This window comes from Streptomyces sp. NPDC018947, assembly GCF_044390505.1.
Lineage (GTDB): Bacteria > Actinomycetota > Actinomycetes > Streptomycetales > Streptomycetaceae > Streptomyces.
In genome coordinates this window covers 292,727-312,441 of sequence record NZ_JBIRZD010000008.1, presented here as the reverse complement: position 1 = coordinate 312,441, position 19,715 = coordinate 292,727, and the positions used below count along the sequence as shown (strand labels likewise).

The 19,715-nt window shown below is 73.8% G+C and carries 22 protein-coding genes; 12 read left to right on the top strand and 10 right to left on the bottom strand.

Going from position 1 to position 19,715, the window contains the following annotated elements; translation table 11 throughout:
• Positions 1-663, top strand: a complete 663-nt coding sequence (locus tag ACH499_RS18045; protein WP_356204128.1) for a potassium-transporting ATPase subunit C — start codon at positions 1-3, stop codon at positions 661-663.
• Positions 664-769: 106 nt separating this feature from the next.
• Here ACH499_RS18045 and ACH499_RS18040 read toward each other — a convergent pair whose 3' ends face one another.
• On the bottom strand, positions 770-970 hold the full coding sequence (locus ACH499_RS18040) for a DUF5999 family protein (protein ID WP_356204129.1): 201 nt from the start codon (positions 968-970) through the stop codon (positions 770-772).
• A gap of 315 nt (positions 971-1,285) precedes the next feature.
• On the bottom strand, positions 1,286-1,870 hold the full coding sequence (locus tag ACH499_RS18035) for a hypothetical protein (protein ID WP_356204131.1): 585 nt from the start codon (positions 1,868-1,870) through the stop codon (positions 1,286-1,288).
• A 578-nt stretch (positions 1,871-2,448) separates the two neighbouring features.
• Here ACH499_RS18035 and ACH499_RS18030 point away from each other — a divergent pair.
• Entirely contained in the window at positions 2,449-3,966 is a 1,518-nt protein-coding gene (locus tag ACH499_RS18030; protein WP_356204132.1) for a glutamate--cysteine ligase, read from the top strand.
• 193 nt (positions 3,967-4,159) lie between these two features.
• Positions 4,160-4,987, top strand: a complete 828-nt coding sequence (locus ACH499_RS18025) for a CPBP family intramembrane glutamic endopeptidase (protein ID WP_392832551.1) — start codon at positions 4,160-4,162, stop codon at positions 4,985-4,987.
• Positions 4,988-5,045: 58 nt separating this feature from the next.
• Here the strand turns inward: ACH499_RS18025 and ACH499_RS18020 are convergent, their stop codons facing one another.
• A complete protein-coding gene (locus tag ACH499_RS18020; RefSeq protein WP_399016808.1) occupies positions 5,046-5,855 on the bottom strand; it encodes a PhzF family phenazine biosynthesis protein in 810 nt (269 codons plus the stop codon).
• Positions 5,856-6,008: 153 nt separating this feature from the next.
• Positions 6,009-6,575 (bottom strand): DUF3995 domain-containing protein, encoded by a 567-nt coding sequence (locus ACH499_RS18015; RefSeq protein ID WP_356204136.1) that lies wholly within the window; start codon positions 6,573-6,575, stop codon positions 6,009-6,011.
• Positions 6,576-6,764: 189 nt separating this feature from the next.
• On the opposite strand from ACH499_RS18015, the gene ACH499_RS18010 reads away from it, so the two are divergent.
• From ACH499_RS18010 to ACH499_RS17995, 4 genes are all read left to right on the top strand, one after another.
• Positions 6,765-7,403 (top strand): PadR family transcriptional regulator, encoded by a 639-nt coding sequence (locus tag ACH499_RS18010; RefSeq protein WP_399016806.1) that lies wholly within the window; start codon positions 6,765-6,767, stop codon positions 7,401-7,403.
• A 241-nt stretch (positions 7,404-7,644) separates the two neighbouring features.
• Positions 7,645-8,184 (top strand): Clp protease N-terminal domain-containing protein, encoded by a 540-nt coding sequence (locus ACH499_RS18005; RefSeq protein ID WP_356204138.1) that lies wholly within the window; start codon positions 7,645-7,647, stop codon positions 8,182-8,184.
• 104 nt (positions 8,185-8,288) lie between these two features.
• Positions 8,289-9,293, top strand: a complete 1,005-nt coding sequence (locus ACH499_RS18000) for an EamA family transporter (protein ID WP_399016804.1) — start codon at positions 8,289-8,291, stop codon at positions 9,291-9,293.
• Positions 9,294-9,476: 183 nt separating this feature from the next.
• Positions 9,477-10,418 carry a DMT family transporter gene (locus tag ACH499_RS17995; protein WP_399016802.1) on the top strand — a complete coding sequence of 314 codons (942 nt, stop codon included), beginning with the start codon at positions 9,477-9,479 and terminating at the stop codon, positions 10,416-10,418.
• Positions 10,419-10,476: 58 nt separating this feature from the next.
• Here the strand turns inward: ACH499_RS17995 and ACH499_RS17990 are convergent, their stop codons facing one another.
• A complete protein-coding gene (locus ACH499_RS17990; RefSeq protein ID WP_399016840.1) occupies positions 10,477-11,163 on the bottom strand; it encodes a pyridoxamine 5'-phosphate oxidase family protein in 687 nt (228 codons plus the stop codon).
• Between the two features lie 35 nt (positions 11,164-11,198).
• Here ACH499_RS17990 and ACH499_RS17985 point away from each other — a divergent pair, with 35 nt between their 5' ends.
• Positions 11,199-12,530, top strand: coding sequence for an aminotransferase class I/II-fold pyridoxal phosphate-dependent enzyme (locus tag ACH499_RS17985; protein ID WP_399016800.1), 1,332 nt, complete (start codon positions 11,199-11,201; stop codon positions 12,528-12,530).
• Positions 12,531-12,621: 91 nt separating this feature from the next.
• Here ACH499_RS17985 and ACH499_RS17980 read toward each other — a convergent pair whose 3' ends face one another.
• Complete coding sequence (locus tag ACH499_RS17980) at positions 12,622-13,593, bottom strand: DMT family transporter (RefSeq protein WP_399016798.1); 972 nt, start codon at positions 13,591-13,593, stop codon at positions 12,622-12,624.
• 74 nt (positions 13,594-13,667) lie between these two features.
• Between ACH499_RS17980 and ACH499_RS17975 the strand changes: the two genes are divergently transcribed.
• A complete protein-coding gene (locus ACH499_RS17975; RefSeq protein WP_356204147.1) occupies positions 13,668-14,570 on the top strand; it encodes a LysR family transcriptional regulator in 903 nt (300 codons plus the stop codon).
• A 20-nt stretch (positions 14,571-14,590) separates the two neighbouring features.
• Here ACH499_RS17975 and ACH499_RS17970 read toward each other — a convergent pair whose 3' ends face one another.
• The 3 genes from ACH499_RS17970 to ACH499_RS17960 form a co-directional block, all read right to left on the bottom strand.
• Positions 14,591-15,052, bottom strand: a complete 462-nt coding sequence (locus ACH499_RS17970) for a Rieske (2Fe-2S) protein (RefSeq protein WP_399016796.1) — start codon at positions 15,050-15,052, stop codon at positions 14,591-14,593.
• Positions 15,053-15,160: 108 nt separating this feature from the next.
• Positions 15,161-16,774, bottom strand: a complete 1,614-nt coding sequence (locus ACH499_RS17965) for an amidase family protein (RefSeq protein WP_399016794.1) — start codon at positions 16,772-16,774, stop codon at positions 15,161-15,163.
• A gap of 64 nt (positions 16,775-16,838) precedes the next feature.
• On the bottom strand, positions 16,839-17,210 hold the full coding sequence (locus ACH499_RS17960; protein ID WP_399016792.1) for a methyltransferase: 372 nt from the start codon (positions 17,208-17,210) through the stop codon (positions 16,839-16,841).
• A 215-nt stretch (positions 17,211-17,425) separates the two neighbouring features.
• On the opposite strand from ACH499_RS17960, the gene ACH499_RS17955 reads away from it, so the two are divergent.
• Complete coding sequence (locus ACH499_RS17955; RefSeq protein WP_399016790.1) at positions 17,426-18,067, top strand: permease prefix domain 1-containing protein; 642 nt, start codon at positions 17,426-17,428, stop codon at positions 18,065-18,067.
• Positions 18,068-18,302: 235 nt separating this feature from the next.
• Here the strand turns inward: ACH499_RS17955 and ACH499_RS17950 are convergent, their stop codons facing one another.
• Positions 18,303-18,635, bottom strand: coding sequence for a PadR family transcriptional regulator (locus ACH499_RS17950; RefSeq protein ID WP_356204154.1), 333 nt, complete (start codon positions 18,633-18,635; stop codon positions 18,303-18,305).
• Between the two features lie 491 nt (positions 18,636-19,126).
• Here ACH499_RS17950 and ACH499_RS17945 point away from each other — a divergent pair, with 491 nt between their 5' ends.
• The gene (locus ACH499_RS17945; protein ID WP_399016788.1) at positions 19,127-19,549 is read left to right on the top strand and encodes a hypothetical protein; all 423 of its coding nucleotides are present in this window, start codon (positions 19,127-19,129) and stop codon (positions 19,547-19,549) included.
• Positions 19,546-19,677 (top strand): hypothetical protein, encoded by a 132-nt coding sequence (locus ACH499_RS17940; protein ID WP_399016786.1) that lies wholly within the window; start codon positions 19,546-19,548, stop codon positions 19,675-19,677. Before ACH499_RS17945 ends, ACH499_RS17940 begins: the two co-directional genes overlap by 4 nt.
• The last annotated feature ends 38 nt before the right edge of the window (positions 19,678-19,715 follow it).

Genomic DNA, 19,715 nt, shown 5'->3' with positions numbered 1-19,715 from the left:
ATGAAGAACTCGGCAGCGAACACCGCCCGGCTGCTCGCGGCGGGGCTGCGCGCACTGCTCGTGCTGACCCTGGTGACGGGCGTCGTCTACCCGCTGGCCGTCACGGGCGTCGCCCAGGCCCTGTTCCCCGGCAGGGCGAACGGCTCCCAGGTGTCGGCACAGGGCCGGGTCGTCGGCTCCTCGCTGATCGGGCAGTCGTACCGACTCCCGCTGAAGCAGGGGCAGGAGACTCCCGCGCCCGACCTCAAGTGGTTCCAGGGGCGCCCGGCCAACGGGCTGGGGGAGAACACCGTCAACACCCGGTACCGGCTGATCGTCTCGGGTGCGACCAACCTGGCCGCCGACAACCCGGAGCTGCTGGCCCAGGTCAGGGCCGCGCAGGCCGCCGTCGTCAAGGACAACTCGGTGCCGGGCCATCCCGTCCGGCTCTCCGACGTCCCCGCCGACGCGGTGACCTCCTCGGGCTCCGGTCTGGACCCGGACATCTCCCCGCAGTACGCCGCGCTCCAGGCGCCCCGGGTCGCCCAGCGCAACGGGCTGCCGGTGGAGGAGGTGCGGCGGCTGGTCGACGCGCACACGGAGGGCCGCACCCTCGGCTTCATCGGTGAGCCGCGCGTCAACGTCCTCGAGCTCAACATCGCGCTCAAGGCACTCGCGGGCTGAGTGGCCCGCACGCGTGGGGGCCGGTCCGCAGGAGCAGTCGCGGGCCGGCCCCGGGGCGCCGGACGGGGCCGCGCGGCGCCGTCCGGCCGGTGCTCAGGCTTGGTGCTCAGGCCGCGGTCATCAGCCCGCCGAACGGGCGGTGCGGGGCGATGACGCGGCCGTCCGGCAGAAGTTCACCGGTGTCCTCGAAGAGGACGACACCGTTGCACAGCAGGCTCCAGCCCTGCTCCGGGTGGTGCGCCACGAGGCGGGCGGATTCCCGGTCGGCGGAGTCGGCTGAGGGGCACGGTGGCTGGTGCTGGCACATGAGTGGGGTCTCTCGGTCCGTCGTGATGGATGTGTGCGCTGACTGGTCTGTCCCGCGGCGTGAAACGTCGTCCATGGCCGCCCCCCGTTGTGATGAGTGGTCCGAACCCAGTGTTGCCCTACGGGCGCGGATCCGCAGGCATTTCGCGGCACCGCTGCCCATGGGGAGATGACGCGTCACCCGCGCGGACGGTTCAGCCCAACCGCACTGTCACTTCGGATGGTTCGCATGGCCGGATAGGACTAGTCCCCTCGGACGGAGCCGAGGGGACCGGGTGGGACGGGACGGGATCGCGGACGGGACCGCGTGGACCGGTCAGGCCGGGGAGCGCAGCAGCCGCGTGGGGGCCACCCGGTGGGTCAGCAGCGGGAGCAACTCCGCGACCCGGTGCGGGCGGTGGGCGGCGATGCCGGGCGGCGCCGGCGCGAGCGGCACCAGCAGATCGGTGGCGGCCGGGTGCCCCTCGGCGGCGTCCGCGGCGCAGTCGCCGTGCAGCCACAGCGTGAGCATGTAGAGGCCGGGGACGGACAGCAGGCGCGGCTGGAAGGACTGGGGCAGCGCCTCGGCCTGCCGCAGCGCCCGTTCGGTCGAGACGAGGTAGGGGCCCTCGAAGAAGCGTGAGAAGGCCCAGCCCTCCGAGGCCGGCAGGGTCTCCGCCGCCGCCACCGTCCGGTCGCCGCACCGGATCAGGAACCGCCACCCGGCCAGCCGGGTCGCCGTCACGCCCTCGGCGGAGACCCCGTCCAGGACGTGTACGGGCAGCGGCAGTTCGGGGGTGACCGGCCCCTGGGCGCCGAGCAGGGACGGGGTCCGGGCCTCACGGACCGCGGTGGGCGACGAGAGCGCGGTCAGGACGGAACGCAGGGCGGGCGCGGGCGCCGGGGGTACAAGCAGCGGCATGGTGGGTCGCCTCTCATTCGAAGGCACGGTGGCGCGAGGGCGGTGCGTGGCGGGGCACGGCGGTGCGTGCGGGGCGGACGACGCTGTCAGCTCACGGGGGTGGAGAGGCGGAGGCCGGGGTCCGGAAACCGAGAAGAGGGTGCGAGGCCTGCCGTGCGTGGGCCGGCGGCAGGATGCCTCGACCGTGGGCGCCGGTCTTCTGCCTGTCAACCGAGTTTATACGACACGTGTTCAGACTGTGTTTCCGCTAGCCGCCCGCGGCAAGCAGAACAAGAACGCATTCGGTCGTTGATTTGCGGTAATTCTCCGGATTTTCCACCCGGTGCGCGGCGGTGACCTCGGGAAATGCTCACCGAACGGTCGGCCCATTGTCGTCGGTGTTTTTCACGAGTTGCCGACGCCCGAAACTGTGGGATGCGCCATGCCCGGTGAATGTGCCACCGGTCACATCGGCCAAGCCTAGCGGGTACCGGGGCCGTCCGGGGACGTTATCGATCGCTTCCGCTGGGCATCATCCAACCTGACCGGCACACCGGCGGCCGGATCTTCCACCCACCGCTCCGAGAAGGGACTCTTCCATGGGGGAGAAGGTCGTGGCAGGTCAGTTCGACCTGTCCGATCGCCAGCGCTACCGCGACAAGCTCCAGCGGTGCCTGACGGGCCTGGAGCGACTTCTGGCGGAGAAGCGGTTCGACCGTCCGAAGAACCTGATGGGGCTGGAGATCGAATTGAATCTCGTCGGGGCCGACGGGATGCCGAAAATGTTGAATGCGCAAGTCCTCGAGCGCATCGCCAGCCGCGACTTCCAAACAGAACTCGCCATGTTCAACCTGGAAGTCAACATCGCCCCACACCGATTGGGCGGCCGGGTATTCGACCGGCTCGCCGAGGAGATCCGGACGTCCCTGGCATATGCGGACCGCAAAGCCGGAGAGGTCGACGCGGGAATCGCGATGATCGGCATTCTGCCGACCCTGGACCGCGACGACCTGGTCTCCTCCAACCTGTCCGCCGTCGACCGTTACGCACTGCTCAACGATCAGATCGTGGCCGCCCGCGGCGAGGACTTCACGCTCGACATCGAGGGCGTCGAGCGCCTCACCTGCACGTCCAAGTCCATCGCCCCGGAGGCCGCCTGCACCTCGGTGCAACTGCACCTCCAGGTCACCCCCGACCGTTTCGCCGACGTGTGGAACGCGGCGCAGGCGGTCACCGCCGCGCAGATCGCCCTCGGTGCCAACGCGCCCTTCCTGTTCGGCCGTGAGCTGTGGCGCGAGTCGCGGCCCCCGCTGTTCCAGCAGTCCACCGACACCCGCCCGCCCGAGCTCCAGGCCCAGGGGGTGCGCCCGCGCACCTGGTTCGGGGAGCGGTGGGTGACCTCCGCCCACGACCTGTTCGAGGAGAACCGGCGCTACTTCCCGGCACTGCTGCCGATCTGCGACGACGAGGACCCGCTCGAGGTCCTGGACGCGGGCGGGGTGCCGAAGCTCGCGGAACTCGTCCTGCACAACGGCACCGTCTACCGCTGGAACCGCCCGGTGTACGACATCGCCGACGGCGTCCCGCACCTGCGCGTGGAGAACCGCGTCCTGCCCGCCGGCCCCACCGTCACCGACGTCATCGCCAACGCGGCCTTCTACTACGGCGTCGTCCGCGCGCTCGCGGAGGAGCCCCGGCCGGTGTGGACCCGGCTGCCGTTCGAGGCCGCCGCCGCCAACTTCGACGCGGCGTGCCGCCACGGCATCGACGCCCGCTTCGAGTGGCCCCGGCGCGGCAGGCTGGGCGGCACCACCGAGGTCGACGCCGCCGTCCTCGTACGCGAGGAACTGCTGCCGCTCGCCGAGGCCGGGCTGGACGCCTGGGGCGTGGAGCGGGCCGACCGGGACCTCTACCTCGGGGTGATCGAGGAGCGGTGCCGACGTCGGGTCAACGGTGCTTCCTGGCAGGCGGCCACGTTCCACCGGGCGCTGGAGGCGGGCCTGTCCCGGGACGAGGCGCTGGCCGCGACGACCCGCCGCTACGTCGAGCTGATGCGTCAGGGCGACCCCGTGCACCTGTGGCCGGTGGGCCTGCCGGAACCCGCGCCGCTGGGCTGAGAGACCGCCGGGACCTGCGGGGACGGTGCCGGTGCCGTGCCCGGTGTGCGGCGTGCCGGGTGCCCCCACGGCTGCCGGATCCGCCTCGGCGGGCCCGGAGCGCACGCGCCGGGACCGGCCGGGGCGCCCCCCGCCGCGCGCCGCCTCATACTGATCGGGCAAGCTGAGACGTCCCAGGCGGAGGCAGGTGTGCATGGCGGAGGCGGGCCCGGTGGACGATGCGTTCCCTCAGAAGTCGGCTGCCGGGGAGCCGGCTCCCCGCGAGCGGCTGTCGCGGCGGGTCCTGCGTGACGAGACGCTGCTCGTCCTGGCCCTCTCGCTCGGCGCGAGCGGGGTGTCCGCCCTCATCAGCTTCGTCGGCTCGCTCACCCGGCCCGGCGGCCTCAAGGACCAGGCGGCCACTCTCAACGCGTCCGCCGCGCCCGGCCGGCCGTGGCTGGACCTGGCGTGGCAGCTCTTCGGCATCACCACGGCCCTGGTCCCGGTCGCCCTCGTCGCGCACTTCCTGCTGCGCGAGGGCGGGAGCCTGCGCACGCTCGGCTTCGACCGCACCCGGCCCTGGCCGGACCTGGGCCGCGGAGCCGCCGTCGCCGCCGTCATCGGCAGCACCGGCATCGCCTTCTACCTGGCCGCCCGCGGTCTCGGCTTCAACCTCACCGTGGTGCCCGAGGCGCTGCCCGAGGTGTGGTGGAAGTTCCCCGTCCTCATCCTCTCGGCGGTGCAGAACTCCGTCCTGGAGGAAGTGATCGTCGTCGGCTACCTGCTGCGCCGGCTCGACCAACTGGGGTGGAGCCCGCGCGCCGCGATGGCGGGCAGCTCGGTGCTGCGCGGGTCCTACCACCTCTACCAGGGCATCGGCGGCTTCGTCGGCAACATGGTGATGGGCGTGGTCTTCGTCTACCTGTACCGCCGCTGGGGCAGGGTGGGCCCGCTGGTGGTGGCCCACACGCTGCTCGACATCGGCGCCTTCGTCGGCTACGCGCTGCTGGCGGGGAAGGTGGACTGGCTGCCCACGGCGTGAGGACCGGCGGATGCCGCGAGGGGGGGGCGGGGCCGCGACGGGCCCGCCCCCCTCGCGGCTACGCCAGCAGTTCGCCGTCGATCACCGTCACCGCTCGCCCGCCGAGCAGCGTGCGGTCGCCGCGCAGCACGGTGCGGACGCGGCCGGAGCGGGGAGAGGCCTGGAGCCCGGTGAGGTCGGGCCGGCCCAGGCGAGCGGACCAGTGGGGCGCGAGCGCGGTGTGGGCGCTGCCGGTGACCGGGTCCTCGTCGATGCCGACGTTGGGGAAGAAGCAGCGGGAGACGTAGTCGTAGCCGCGTCCGGGATCCTCCGCCGGGGCCGTGGCGATGACGCCCCGCTCCGAGTACGCGGCCAGTGCCCGGTGGTCCGGGTCCAGGCCGCGCACGGTCTTCTCGTCGGCGACCTCGACCAGCAGGTCACCGATGTTCGGACCGGTGTCGAACACCGCGCGCGGCCGCGCCCCCAGCGCCTCCGCGACGCCCTCGGGAGCCTCGACCGGCGTGAGCGGGGCGGTCGGGAAGTCGAGGGTGATCGACCCGTCCTCGCCGGGCGTGGCGATGAGGACGCCGCTGCGGGTGGCGAAGCGCACGGGTCCCTCGTGGGCGCCGGTGGTGTGCAGGACGTGGGCGGTGGCGAGCGTCGCGTGGCCGCACATGGCGACCTCGGTGGCGGGTGTGAACCAGCGCAGGGCCCAGTCGGCGTCGCCGCCCTCGGGCAGCGGGTGGGCGAACGCGGTCTCGGCGTGGTTGACCTCCAGGGCGATCTTCTGGAGCCGGTCGTCGTCCGGGAAGGAGTCGAGGAGCAGGACGCCGGCGGGGTTGCCGGCGAAGGGCCGGTCGGTGAAGGCGTCGACGATTCGGATGCGCATGCCCCGACGCTAGGCGTTCGGCGGAGCCGTGGACCAAGGCCAATTCGCGAGTCCTGGACCGACTTCCGCCCGGGACGTGGTGGAAGGGGGCACTTCTGGAAGGGCCGTCCACCGCCACCCGGCTCGGCGCGGGCACCGGCGAAGCCGGACTCGCTATCCGACGCCCGCCGCGAGCATGGCCACCGACAGGGTCAGCGCGCCGAGTCCGCCGAGGGCACCGGCGATCGCGGCGCCCCGCCGGTCGGTCAGGGAGCGCAGGCGCGTGCGTGCGGCGGCGATGAACAGGAGGCCGCCGAGGACGAACCACGGTCCCCACAGATACGTGTACCAGCGGCTGACCGGCAGCAGTTCCGGCGCGATCGTGACGACGCCGCCGCGCACGAGCAGCCCCTGCACGAGGAACAACCCTCCGTGCCAGACGAGCAGTACGCCCGCGCCCCAGCCGGCCGGTTGCAGGAAGAGGTTCGCCCTCCGCCCTTGGCCGTGGACCAGCGCGAGACCGAGCAGCCCGCCGGCGACCTTGAGCAGACCCGTCACCCACAGGGTCACGACGAACCAGGTGACCCGGTCCTGCGCCAGCCTCACCAACTCCGGCGAGACGGTGGTGGCGGCGCCCGCCGTGCCGCCCGCCGCCCAGTAGAGACTCGGCAGGGCGAACACGAACCCCCACATCGCCGCCCCGTACCCCGGCCATCCGGCGCGGCCCGTCACGTGCGTCATGCCCGCCACCCTCGCAAGAACCGCCACCGCGGATCGTCCTCCTGCCGAAGGATCCGCTCCGCCGTCCGACGGAGCCGTGGTCCGGGCGGGACACCCCCCGTCCTTCGGAACGAGGCCCTTGTCGCTGAGTTTCTTCCGATATATCGTTGAGGCATCGTGACAGATCGACGATCGAATGGAGTGAGGGCCATGCGCAGCCACGGATTCGAGCGTGGACATGGTGGACACGGGCGCGGGGGCGGCGAGTGCGGTCCCTTCAGGGCCTTCGGCGGCGGTGAGTTCGAGGGGCGGCGCGCGGCCTTCGGGCCGTTCGGGCCCGGTGGGCCCTTCGGGCCGGGATTCGGCCCCGGGCCCTGGGGCGGCCGGGGGCGGGGCGGTCCCAGGGGCAGGGCGCGGCGCGGGGATGTGCGCGCGTCGATCCTGGCCCTGCTCAAGGACCGGCCGATGCACGGCTACGAGATGATCCAGGAGATCGCCGAGCGCAGCGGCGGAGCGTGGAAGCCCAGCCCCGGTTCGGTCTACCCCACCCTCCAACTGCTGGAGGACGAGGGCCTGATCGTCAGTGAGAGCGAGGGCGGCAAGAAGCTCTTCTCGCTCACCGAGGAGGGCCGTGCCGCGGCCGGGGAGGGGCCGGAGGCACCCTGGGAGGAGGCCTCCCGAGGTGTCGACTGGGAGGCTCTGAACGACATCCGGCAGGCCGGCTTCGGGCTGATGGAGGCCTTCGGTCAGGTCTGGAAGACCGGCAGCAAGGAACAGCGGGAGAAGGCCCTCGCCGTCATCGGTGAAGCCCGCAAGAAGCTGTACCTGATCCTCGCCGACGAGGACTGACCGGTATGCCGCGTCCGGCGCCCCGCGGAGTTCTCCGCGGGGCGCCCTCGTGCGCGTCCCGGACGGGCCGGCGGGCGGTTCCCGGGGCGTACGGCAAGGCGGCGCGCGCCCGCTCGGCCGAAACGGCGTGATCTCATCCGTAAGGAGGAGATTCCGGGGCGACGGGTCCACTCTGTGTGGGACGCCGAAATGCTCCCCTTCGGGGATGACTCGGACCACGGAGGCTGATGAGCTGGGAGTTGTGCAACCCCGTATCCCCCGGCAGTCCGCCGGTGAGCAAGGCGACCGGCGTCCGGACGCGGCCGGCGACGCCCCCCGGTCCGGCGCGGAACTGGCGTCGGTGGTCTCCGGTGCCCGGCGCAGGGCGGTGCGGGACGGGGACCGGCAGGTCGACACGGCCCATCTGCTGCACTCCCTCCTGGAACTGGACCCCGAGGCGCGGGCCGTCCTGGGCGAGGGGCCGCAACTGGCCCGTCTGTTCGGCTATCTCGTGCAGCGCAGCATCGGATACGGACTGCGCTGGCAGAGCACCGTCGAGGACTCCGGGGCCGTGCCCGTGATGTCCGGGGTCGCCGGCTTCTCGCCGCTGGCCGCGGCGGCGATGGCGGACGCCCGGGCCCGTGCCGCCCGGCGGGGAGCCGCGGAGGCCGGGGGCGTCGACCTGCTCGCCGCGCTCGTCGCGGACCCGCAGGCCCGCGCCGTCGAGGTGCTCGGCCGGGCCGCCGTCGATCCCCGTACGGTCCTCGCCCGGGTGCGGAACCACTCCGGGCCGATGCCCTGACGCGGCGACCCCGCCCGCGGCGCCCCGGCCCCGAGGCGCGCCCCTGTCCAGCCGTTGAGACAGGTGTCATCGGGGATGACGGTCATGTCATCGCCTGTCATCATGTGCCGGTGCAGACGACTGACAGCGCCCACGGCAGCCGGGGCAAGGGTGCCGGACTGGGACTCGCGCTCGCCTCGGCGGTCGCCTTCGGAGGTTCCGGTGTCGCGGCCAAGCCGCTGATCGAAGCGGGCCTCGACCCGCTCCACGTGGTCTGGCTGAGGGTGGCCGGCGCCGCCCTGGTGATGCTGCCGCTCGCCGTGCGCCACCGCGCACTGCTGCGCCGCCGCCCCGGGCTGCTGGCCGGCTTCGGGCTCTTCGCCGTGGCCGGCGTCCAGGCCTGCTACTTCGCCGCCATCTCCCGGATCCCCGTCGGCGTCGCCCTGCTCGTCGAGTACCTGGCGCCCGCCCTCGTCCTCGGCTGGGTGCGGTTCGTGCAGCGCCGGCCGGTGACCCGGGCCGCCGCGCTCGGCGTCGTCCTCGCGGTCGGCGGACTCGCCTGCGTCGTGGAGGTCTGGTCCGGCCTCGGCTTCGACGCCCTCGGGCTGCTGCTCGCGCTGGGCGCCGCATGCTGCCAGGTCGGCTACTTCGTCCTGTCCGACCAGGGCAGCGACGCCGGGGACGACGCGCCGGACCCGCTGGGCGTCATCGCCTACGGGCTCCTCGTCGGGGCCGCCGTCCTCACGGTGATCGCCCGCCCCTGGTCCATGGACTGGTCCCTCCTGGCCGGCACCGCGCCCATGAACGGCACCCCCGTCGCCGCAGCCCTGCTGCTGTCCTGGATCGTGCTCATCGCCACCGTCCTCGCCTACGTGACCGGCGTGCTCGCCGTGCGCCGCCTCTCGCCGCAGGTCGCGGGCGTCGTGGCCTGCCTCGAAGCGGTGATCGCGACCGTCCTGGCCTGGGTCCTGCTCGGCGAACACCTCTCCGCGCCGCAGATCGTCGGCGGCGTGGTGGTCCTCGTCGGCGCCCTCATCGCCCAGTCCTCCGCGCCCGCCAAGAACTCCGCCGACCCGGTGGCCGGCGGAGGGCCGGAACGGGAGTTGTCCAGCCGGGGGACGGCGACCTAGGGTGGCGCCCATGCATTCGACCGCGCTCGTCCTTCCGCCTCCGGCCGCCTGAGGCGGGCCCCGCGAACCGCTCGGCGCGTGGTCGCCGGGCCGGCCGGTGCCGCCCGCGGACGCAGTCCCCGCGCCCCCGCCCATGGGGTGCTCCCGACTTCCGCGCCTCGTGCGCGTCTGCGGAGAGAATTCGTGTCGAATGCCGTCTCCGGCCTGCCCGTAGGGCGTGGCCTGCTGTATCTGATCGTCGCCGGTGCCGCCTGGGGCACCGCCGGTGCCGCCGCCTCGCTGGTCTACCGGACCAGCGACATGGGGCCCGTGTCCCTGTCCTTCTGGCGCTGCGCGATCGGCCTCCTGCTGCTGCTCGCCGCCCGCCCGCTGCGCCCGCGGGTGCGGCCCGCCGCACGCGAGCCGCTGCGCCGCAAGGCGGTGCGGGCCACGCTCACGGGGCTCGGCCTCGCGGTGTTCCAGACCGCCTACTTCGCCGCCGTGCAGGCGACCGGGCTCGCCGTGGCCACCGTCGTCACCCTGGGTGCCGGCCCGGTGCTGATCGCGCTCGGCGCGCGGCTGGTGCTCGGGGAACGGCTGGGCCGGGGCGGAGCGGCCGCCGTCGCCGGCGCGCTCGCCGGGCTCGGGGTGCTGGTGCTCGGCGACGGACGTACGACCGTCGAGCCGTGGGGCGTACTCCTCGCCCTGGTGTCCGCGGCCGGGTACTCCGCGATGACGCTGCTCACCCGATGGTGGGGGCGCGACGGGTCGGCGGACGCGGCCGACACCTCCGTCGGGGCGTTCGCCGTCACGAGCCTGTGCCTGCTGCCCCTGGCCCTCGTCGAGGGACTGGTGCCGCACACCGCCGACCCCGTCCGGCTGCTGTGGCTCCTCGCCTACGTCGCCGCCGTCCCGACCGCCCTCGCCTACGGGCTCTACTTCGCCGGGGCGGCCGTGGTCCGGTCGGCCACCGTCTCCGTGATCATGCTGCTGGAGCCGGTCAGCGCGGCGGCGCTCGCCGTCGTCCTGCTCGGCGAGCACCTCACGGCGGCGACGCTGGGCGGCACCCTGCTGATGCTCGGCTCGGTCGCCGGGCTCGCGGTGGCGGAGGCGCGCCGGGCCCGGACGAGGCCGGCGCTCGCATGACCGCGGGGGCCTCTCCACGGGGAGGCCCCTTCCTCCGTCCCTCAGGAGCGGGCCCGCGTCACAGGGCCGACAGATACCCGGGCAGTTCCGTGCCGGAGGGCAGCTCCGGGTCGGGGACGGGCGTGCCGTAGCCCTTGCGCAGCGGGACGAGGCCGGCCCAGTGGGGGAGGGAAAGGTCCTCGGGCTCGTCGTTGACGCCGCCGGTGCGGAGCTTGGCGGAGACCTCGTCCAGGTCGAGGCGGATCACGGCCGTGGCGGCGAGCTCCTTCTTGTTGCCCGGCCGGGAGTCGCCGGAGCGGCCGGGGACGACATGGTCGACCAGGGCGTCCAGCGCCGTGCGCTTCTCCTCCGGGTCGGTCACGTCGTACGCGGTGCCGTGCACCACCACCGACCGGTAGTTGATGGAGTGGTGGAAGGCCGAGCGGGCCAGCACCAGCGCGTCCACGTGCGTCACCGTCAGGCACACGGGCAGACCCGGGTCCGCCGTGCCCGTCATACGCAGCGGACGCGAGCCCGTGGAGCCGTGCACGTAGAGGCGTTCGCCGACGCGGGCGTACAGCGTGGGCAGCACGACGGGAGCGCCGTCACGGACGAAACCGAGATGGCAGACGTAGCCCTCGTCGAGTATCGCGTGCACCAGTTCCCTGTCGTACGAGGCCCGCTCGGGGGAGCGGGTGGGGACCGTGCGGTCGGTGGGCGGGTAGGCGGTGCCGGGCTGCGGCGGCGTCTGCGAGGTCCCCTGCATGGTGCTCTCCATTGCACTAGTGCATAATAGTGTTTGTGCTAGGAGAGTATCGGATCACGGGACGCGGTGCCGCCGAGATTTCCGCCGACATCGAGCGGGCGGTCGGCGCGGGCGAGCTGGAACCGGGCCAGGCGCTGCCGCCGATGCGGGAGCTGGCCGAGCGGCTCGGAGTGAACCCCAACACCGTCGCGGCGGCCTACCGCACGCTGCGGGAGCGCGGGGTGATCGAGACCGCCGGGCGGCGCGGCAGCCGGGTGCGCCCCAGACCGGCGACCACGGGACGCGAGTTCATCCGCGTGGAGGTGCCCGAGGGCGTGCGCGACGTGTCCGACGGCAACCCGGACCCGGCGCTGCTGCCGGCGCTCGGCCCGGTCTTCGCCGCGGCCGCGGGGCAGGGCGACCGGGATCCGGTGCTGTACGGCCACGAGCCCGAGGACCCGGAGCTGGTGCGCCTCGCACGCGCCGAGCTGGACGCCGACGGGGTGCCGGCCGGTCCGGTGGCCGTCACCTCCGGCTCGCTGGACGCCATGGAGCGGGTGCTCGCGGCGCACCTCAGGCCCGGCGACGCCGTGGCCGTCGAGGATCCGGGCTGGGGCAGCCTGCTCGACCTCGTGCCCGCGCTCGGCCTGCGCACGGTCGCCGTCGGCGTCGACGACGAGGGCCCGCTGCCCGACGACGTGCGCCGCGCCCTGGCCGCCGGTGCCCGCGCCCTTGTCGTCACCGACCGCGCGCAGAACCCGACCGGCGCCGCGCTGAGCGCCACGCGCGCGCGTGCCCTGCGGTCCGTCCTGCGCGAGCACCCCGGGACGCTGCTGATCGAGGACGACCACGGCCACCGCATCGTCGACCTGCCCCTGCACCCGCTCGCCGGAGCGACCCGCACCTGGGCCTTCGTCCGCTCGGCGGCCAAGGCCTACGGGCCCGACCTGAGGCTCGCCGTGCTGACCGGCGACGCCGTCACGCTCGACCGGGTGCGCGGACGGCAGCGGCTGGGGCCTGGCTGGGTCAGCCTGATCACCCAGCGGGCCGTGGCCCGGCTCACGGCCGACGGCACCGTGGACGCCCGGGCGGTGGCGGCGGCGTACGGGCGGCGCCGGGACGCGCTGCTCGGCGCGCTCGCGCGTCACGGCGTCACGGCGCACGGGCGCAGCGGCATGAACGTGTGGATCCCCGTGCCGGACGAGACCGGCGCCGTCGCCCGCCTGCTGCACGCAGGGTGGGCCGTGGCGCCGGGCGCCCGCTTCCGGATCGGCGCCCCGCCCGGCATCCGGATCACCGTCTCCACCCTCCTCGAGGAGGAGGTGCGGCCCCTGGCCGACGCGGTCGCGGACGCCCTGGGGCCGGCGCGGGCCCGGCGGGGCGTCTGAATCCGCGGGTACGGGCCGGCCCGGCGGGGCGTCTGCATCCGCGGGGCCTGCCCGGTCCGGCGGCTGTCCGTCGCGCGCGGCGCGCCGGTGATCAGGCCGGTGCCTTCTGGTCCTCCCGGGCCGTGCGCACCGGTTCGGTACCACGGGGTGCCCTCGGCCGTGCCTGGGTCAGCGCGGCGCCCGCGAGGACGACGACCGCGCCGACCGGCGTCGACCAGGACAGCGACTCGCCGAGCAGCGCGACGCCCGCCGCCGTGGCGATGACCGGGGTGAAGTACGTGACCATCTGCGCCGTCGTCGGGCCCACCTCGGCGACCAGGTCGTACTGGATGAGGAAGGCGAGGCCGGTGCCGAGGGCGCCGAGGGCCGCGACGGCCAGCAGCGCGAGCGCGGGCCAGCTCGCCGGCACGGACGTGAACAGCGGTGTGACGACCGCCAGTTGCAGCGTGGCGAGCAGCAACTGCGCGCCCGTGAGGGACAGGTGCGAGTGGCTGGAGCCGGCCAGGGTCCGGCGGACGTAGATCCAGCCGACCGGGTAGCTGAACGAGGCCAGCAGCGCCAGCGCCGTGCCCGTGACGTCCAGGCCGTTGAAGCCCTGCCAGACGCCCAGCACCGTGAGGACGCCGAGGAAGCCGATGCCGAGCCCGGCCACCCGCAGCCGGGTCGGCCGGTCCTCGGAGAGGGCGACCAGCGACAGGGCCATGCCCCACAGCGGCGAGGTCGCGTTGCAGATGCCCGCCAGCGACGACGGGATCGTCAGCTCGGAGTAGGCGAAGAGGGAGAACGGCAGCGCGTTCAGCAGGAACCCCGCGACCGCCAGATGCGCCCACGTCCGCGCCCCGCGCGGCAGCCGCTCCCGCTTCACCGCCATCACCACCGCGAGCACCGCCGTACCGAAGACCAGCCGGCCCAGCGTGACCTGGAACGGCGCGAAGCTCTCCGTCCCCACCTTCATGAAGAGGAAACTGAAGCCCCAGACCAGGGCGAGGCCCCCGAAGCGCAGCCGCCAGTCGAGGACGCGGCGGGTCCGGACGGGGGCGGGGGACGTGGTGACGCTGCTCATGGGGGCAACGATGCTGCACCACATCTCGTAGCACAATCGAGATTTCTCACGCGGTATTCCGTAGCATCGCTTACATGTTGAACCTGGAGCGCCTGCGCACCCTCGACGCCCTCGCCCGGCACGGCTCGGTCAGCGGCGCCGCCGCGGGTCTGCACATCACCACCTCGGCCGTCTCCCAGCAGATGGCCAAGCTCGAACGCGAGGTCGGCCAGAAGCTCCTCGCCAAGAACGGCCGCGGGGTGCGGCTCACGGACGCCGGCCGGCTGCTCGCCGAGCACGCGGCGCGCATCCTCTCCCAGGTCGAGCTCGCCCAGTCCGACCTGGAGGCGCAGCGAGGGCAGGTGGTGGGCGAGCTGAGGCTGGCCGCGTTCCCGACCGCCGCCCGCGGGCTGTTCCCCGCCGCGCTGTCCGCCCTGCGCGCCGAGCATCCCGGGCTGCGCATCCGCTCCAGCGAGATGGAACCCGAGCGCGGCATCGCCGGCGTGGTGCGCGGCGACCTCGACCTGGCCGTCGTGCTCGACTGGTACAACAAGCCGATGCCGCTGCCCGACGGCCTGGTCAAGGCGCCGCTCCTGGACGATCCCGCGGACGTGGCCATGCCGGTCGGCCACCGGCTCGCGGACCGTGAGGAGGTGGACCTCGCCGAGTTCGCCGAGGACGAGTGGATCACGTGGGCCGAGGGCGAGTTCTGCCACGAATGGCTGATGTTCACACTGCGCTCGAAGGGCATCGAGCCGATCATCGGGCACCGCGCCGCCGAGACCCACACCCAGCTCGGCCTGGTCGCCTCGGGGCTCGGGGTGTGCATCGCCCCGCTGCTCGGACGCCACCCGATGCCTCCCGGCGTCGTCACCGTCCCGCTGCGGCAGCGGGTGCGCCGGCACGTGTACGTCGTCTGGCGCGCGGACGCCGACCGCCGCCCGTCGATCCGCGCGGCGGTCGGCGCCCTGCGGGCGACGGCGGATCGGCAGGGCTGACGGCCGCCCGCAGCGGTCCGTCAGGCGAGGCGGACCGAGTCCCCGCTCACCGTGATCGGCACGGCGGGCAGCGGCTCGCGCGCGGGCCCGCCGCGCACGCTGCCGTCGGCGATCGAGAAGGCGCTGTTGTGGCAGGGGCAGTGGATGAGCCCGTCCGCGACGCTCTTCACGGCGCACCCCTGATGCGTGCAGACCGCCGAGAACGCCTTGAACTCGCCGGGGGCGGGCTGGGTGACCACCACCTTCCGGTCGGCGAAGACCTTCCCGCCGCCCTCCGGGATGTCGGCGGTCGCCGCGAGTGCGCCCCCGCCGGTACCACCCCCCGGCGCTCCGTCGCCCGTTCCGCCGTCCTCCACCGCGCCGGACGTGTCGCTCCCCGAACCTCCGCACGCGGTCAGCGCCAGGGCGAGCCCCGCCGCCCCCGCCGCCACGACCGTACGACGTGCCGGTCCCGATGCTGGGTGAATCGATGCGCTGGTCATGCCGATGACGTTCCTTCCCGGAGTGGACGCGTGGTCTGCCCACAGGTACGGGCGCGGGGCACGTGCCGTTCAGACCGTGCCGCCGCGCCCTCGCCCCACCCGGCGGACTCAGCGACCCGCGGCCGGGAGCGTCGGCAGGTACCGGGGTGCCCGCCAGGCGTCCAGCCGGTGCTCCACCGCCGCCCCCAGGGACAGCAGCGCGGCGTCCTCGCGGTCGCCGGCCATCAGCAGCAGACCGACCGGCAGTTCGCCGACGAACCCGGCGGGCACGGACAGCGAGGGGTACCCGGCGACGGCGGCCGGGGTCGAGGACGGGATCACGTCGTTGTCGCCGCGCGCGCAGTCCGTCGTCCACGCGGGCGGGTTGGCCGGAGAGGCGATGGCGTCGAGGCCGTGAGCGGCCATCGTCTCGTCGATGGACCGCCGGGACAGGTCCTTCAGCTCGGCGCGCATGGCCAGGTAGCCCGGGTCGGTGGGCGGCGGCGCGGCCAGGGCCTGTTCGAACAGTTCCTGACCGGCGAAGCAGGTCCGCTCGGCCGGGTGCGTCCGGTTGAAGTCGATCAGCCCGGCGAGGTCGCGGGGCCCTTCCCGGGTGGCCAGATAGGCGTCGATGTCCCGGTGGAACTCGGTGAGCAGCGCCGGGAACTCCAGCTCGGCGAGGCGGTCCTGGTACGGCGGCGTCACCTCGACGACCTGCGCCCCGGCGGCACGCAGCCGGGCCGCGGTCCGGGTCATCAGGGCATCCACCTCGGCGCCGAGCGACGGGAGGCGCCACAGGCCGATCCGCTTGCCGCGCAGGGCGCCGGGGCGAGCGGCCGCCTCCGCGAGACCGAGGGCGGTGCCGGTGCCCACGCTCTCGTGACCGCTGAGCACCGCGAGGGTGATCGCCGTGTCGACCACGTTGCGTGCCATGGGCCCCGCCGTGTCCTGCTCGGCCGAGATGGGCACGACGCCCGACCGGCCGACCAGCCCGAGGCTGGGCTTGTGGCCGACCACGCCGGTCATCCCGGCCGGGCACACGATGGAACCGTCCGTCTCGGTGCCGATCGCCACCTGCGCCAGCGACGCGGCGAGCGCGGCGGCCGAACCCGAGGACGAGCCGCACGGGTTGCGGTCCAGCACGTACGGGTTGTTGGTCTGCCCGCCCACCGCCGACCAGCCCGACGTCGGCTTCGCCGCGCGGAAGTTGGCCCACTCGGACATGTTGGCCTTGCCGAGGATCACCGCACCCGCCGCGCGCAGCCTGCGCACCAGCTCGGCGTCCTCGTGCGGCGGGCTTCCGGCCAGGGCCAGGGACCCGGCCGTGGTCGGCATGTCGCGGGTGTCGATGTTGTCCTTCAGCAGGACGGGGATGCCGTCGAGCGGGCCGAGGACCCTGCCCCCGCGGTGCCTGGCGTCGCTGGCGGCCGCCTGGCGCAGGGCCGTCGGGCTGGTGCGCAGCACCGCGTCGAGCCGGGGATCGACGGCGTCGATCCGTCGCAGGTACGCGCGGGTCAGCGCCGTGGAGGTCAGCGCCCCGCGCTTCATGCGCGCCTGGAGCTCGGGGATCGTGACCGTGTCGAGGTCCACGCCGCGGAGGAGGGACGTTCCGGCGGGCGCCGAGGAGCCGGCGGCGCCCGCCCCGGAGGCTTCCGAGGCCGCGGCCCGGGGGCCGGGGGCGTTCGCCAGCAGGGTGGGCACGATCACGGCGGCGGTCAGCGCCGCGATGCTTCGTCTCTTCATGCGGGACAGCACACTGCATGGGGCCGTCCGGTGCAAGATGCCACATATGCAGGGGAGTTGACGCTCAGTCCGGTCGGCATACGAAGGCCGTCCAGGCGCCCCTGGCCGGAGCGGAGAGCACGTCGAAACCGGCCGCCGTGAACAGGCTGCCCCACTCACCGGCGGTGCGTTCACGGCCGCCGGTGATCAGCAGCATGTCCAGGTCCACCACGGCGGCGAGGTCCGGGGAGCTCGCGCCGACGACTCGTTCCAGGACGAGTACCCGGCGCTCCGGCTCCTCGCGCAGTGCCCCGGCGTCGGCCCGGGCGACGCGTCCGGCGGCGCAGCAATCCGCGCGCAGGTGGTCGTGGTAGGACTTTCCCGAGGCGCGCAACACCGGCAGGGCCGTGCCGACCCTGCCGCCCGGCTTCGACCCGCACGGCACGGTCCTCGTCACCGGTGGCACCGGTCCGCTGGGCCGACTGCTGGTCCGCCACCCTGGTGACCGGGCACGGCGTACGGCACCTGCTGCAGGCCGGGCGCCATGGCGCGAGCGCCGAGGAAGGTGGCCGGTTCAGGGATGCCTCGGGGTCTTCCCCGATCGTCCGTCGTTCCGCAACTCCTATACTCGGCAGGGACCGCATGCGGCGGAGGAGCTCCAGGGAGACTCGGGTGATAGACCGATACGTCGCCGAGCTGGACCAAGCCCTGCGAGGGCCACGGAGGGTCAAGGCGGACATGCTCGCGGAGGCCCGTGACGGCCTGTTCGACGCGGCCGAGGCGTATGAGGAGAGCGGCCTGGACCGCGCGAGCGCGGAACGGCGGGCCGTGGCCGATTTCGGCTCCGTCGACACCATCGCCCCCGAGTACCAGACCGAGCTGGCGCTCGCCCAGGGCCGGCGCACGGCACTGCTGATCTGCGTGGTTCTGACCGTCCAGCCGGTGGCCTGGTGGGTGCTGATGAGCCTTGCCGGCCACGGCGCGGACGAACACACCAGCGCCGGCTACGCCTTGGTCAACGACGTGGTGCGATGGGTCGGCGCGGGTGCCATCGGCGTGGCGCTGCTGGTCGCCGCGGCCACCGGTGCCGGTGTGCGCTACCTGGGCGCGCGCCGCCGGCTGGTCCGCGTGTCCGGATTCTTCGCCTTCCTCGTGTGCGCCGTCTTCGCCGTGCTGGGTCTGCTGCTGACGCTCTACAACCCGGCCACGGAGTCGCTCTTGGGCGTCACGGGTCTGCCGATGACGGCCCTGCTGCTCGGCGTCCCCCTGGCCGGCATCGCCGTCGAGGGCCGCCGCTGCCTGACCGCGGCCTGACCCCGGGCGGAACCGGCGGTCGGAGCAGGCCGTTCGCGGCTCCGCCGGGACCGCCCCGGCCGGGCGATGGGCCGTGCTGTCCGGCAGCCGAACGCCGGGGCAGTGACCTGATGCCTACCTGCAGGCGGGGGCCGGAGGGTCTGTGCCAGTGAGTGCCGCCCGGACACCGCTCGGCGCCGCCCGCACTGTCGCGGCACGCGAGTGCGTCGGCGCTGCCGGCGTTGCCCTCCGGCCGTCAGGCCGGGGCTGAACCAGGGCGCAGCACGCCGTCGACCATGGCGGCGAAATCACGCCACTTCGTGCGCTCGTTGGCCAGCGCGCTCCTGCCCGCGGAGGTGAGCTGGTACGTGCGGCGCCGACGGCCGCTCACCGTGCTCCACTCGCTCTCCACGAGTCCCGCCCGCTCGAGCCGTCGCAGCGCGGGATAGAGCGACCCGGTGGGCAGCGCGAGTGCCCCGCCGCTGCTCACCTGGAGAGCCTCCATGACCGCGTATCCGTGGAGGGGCTCTGTCTCGAGCACCGCGAGGATCAGCGCGTCCAGATGGCCGCGAAGCGCTTCAGACATCATGTAGGCAATCTACATCACGTGCTGATGTCGATCATCTACATGTAGACATTCTGTTTATCGTGAGGGCCGAACGTCACGAACCCAGGAGGTCGAATCGCGGTGGCCGCGCCCCATCGGGGCCTTGCCGGGGCAGGTGACTCGTCGGGGGCGGCGAGGCCGAGCCACTTCTCACGCCTCGCCGAGATGTCGTACCGCCGTCGCTGGTGGGCTGGGTCGTCGTCCTGCCGGCGGTGAGTCCGGGCCTCAGGCGGTCGGCGACGACTGCCACGACGACTTCGGCCTGCCGGGCACCGGTGTTCCCTTCGATCCCGCCGGTGAAGGCCGCGGCGCTCAACCTGCTCGGCGTCGGCGTCGCGAGGGGCGTGCGCGATCGGCGAACAGCCGAATCTCGATTGCCTACATGTAGAATGTCTAGTGTTGCAGGGAGGGCGGCCGGCACCACGGGCGTCCACACGGCGCCTCGATCACGCGCCAGAAAGGGGAACGTGCGCATGGCCATCAAGGAGACTTCCCGTAGTGACCTGCGCGAACTGCCATGGGGGGCGATCGTCGCGCTGGGCGCCTTCTCGCTCGCGCGCCCGGTGCTGAGCATCGTGGGCGCGTACGACGACGGGCCGCTGAAGAAGCCGGTGGGTCCCCTGCTCCTCACGGGGCTGATCATCGTGGTGTGGATCGCCACCGCCGTGGTGCGCCGCTTCGACCGTCCGGTCGAGACCCTGGCGTTCGTCGGCGCGGCCTACGGCGTCCTGGCACTTCTGCTGAACCTCTCGCTCCAGCCCTTCCTGGACAGCGCCGAGCTGCCCCCGGTGCCGGGCATGTTCGCCATGGTGCTCTTCAACGCCGCACAGGGCGCGGTCTGCGGCCTGGTCGCGCTGGCACTGCTGCGCCGACGGTCCCGCTCCACCAGGGGGTGAGGCCGGGCCGGCACTCCCGCGCCGTCCCCACCCGGCACGCCGACTCCCGCGCCGTCCCCACCCGGCACGCCGACTCCCGCGCCGTCCCCACCCGGCACGCCGACTCCCGCGCCGTCCGCGCCACCTGACCGGCGCTCGGGCGGCGGTGGGAGCTCTCACTCCCGCT

Excerpts from the sequence above, each read along its gene's own strand:
- ACH499_RS18010 (WP_399016806.1), top strand. The coding sequence starts at position 6,765 with ATGCGCAGCCACGGATTCGAGCGTGGACATGGTGGACACGGGCGCGGG.
- ACH499_RS17945 (WP_399016788.1), top strand. The coding sequence starts at position 19,127 with ATGGCCATCAAGGAGACTTCCCGTAGTGACCTGCGCGAACTGCCATGG.
- ACH499_RS17965 (WP_399016794.1), bottom strand. The coding sequence starts at position 16,774 with ATGAAGAGACGAAGCATCGCGGCGCTGACCGCCGCCGTGATCGTGCCC.
- ACH499_RS17970 (WP_399016796.1), bottom strand. The coding sequence starts at position 15,052 with ATGACCAGCGCATCGATTCACCCAGCATCGGGACCGGCACGTCGTACG.
- ACH499_RS18035 (WP_356204131.1), bottom strand. The coding sequence starts at position 1,870 with ATGCCGCTGCTTGTACCCCCGGCGCCCGCGCCCGCCCTGCGTTCCGTC.
- ACH499_RS18020 (WP_399016808.1), bottom strand. The coding sequence starts at position 5,855 with ATGCGCATCCGAATCGTCGACGCCTTCACCGACCGGCCCTTCGCCGGC.
- ACH499_RS18030 (WP_356204132.1), top strand. The coding sequence starts at position 2,449 with ATGGGGGAGAAGGTCGTGGCAGGTCAGTTCGACCTGTCCGATCGCCAG.
- ACH499_RS18015 (WP_356204136.1), bottom strand. The coding sequence starts at position 6,575 with ATGACGCACGTGACGGGCCGCGCCGGATGGCCGGGGTACGGGGCGGCG.
- ACH499_RS17975 (WP_356204147.1), top strand. The coding sequence starts at position 13,668 with ATGTTGAACCTGGAGCGCCTGCGCACCCTCGACGCCCTCGCCCGGCAC.
- ACH499_RS17980 (WP_399016798.1), bottom strand. The coding sequence starts at position 13,593 with ATGAGCAGCGTCACCACGTCCCCCGCCCCCGTCCGGACCCGCCGCGTC.
- ACH499_RS18040 (WP_356204129.1), bottom strand. The coding sequence starts at position 970 with ATGTGCCAGCACCAGCCACCGTGCCCCTCAGCCGACTCCGCCGACCGG.
- ACH499_RS17950 (WP_356204154.1), bottom strand. The coding sequence starts at position 18,635 with ATGATGTCTGAAGCGCTTCGCGGCCATCTGGACGCGCTGATCCTCGCG.
- ACH499_RS17990 (WP_399016840.1), bottom strand. The coding sequence starts at position 11,163 with ATGCAGGGGACCTCGCAGACGCCGCCGCAGCCCGGCACCGCCTACCCG.
- ACH499_RS18045 (WP_356204128.1), top strand. The coding sequence starts at position 1 with ATGAAGAACTCGGCAGCGAACACCGCCCGGCTGCTCGCGGCGGGGCTG.
- ACH499_RS18025 (WP_392832551.1), top strand. The coding sequence starts at position 4,160 with ATGGCGGAGGCGGGCCCGGTGGACGATGCGTTCCCTCAGAAGTCGGCT.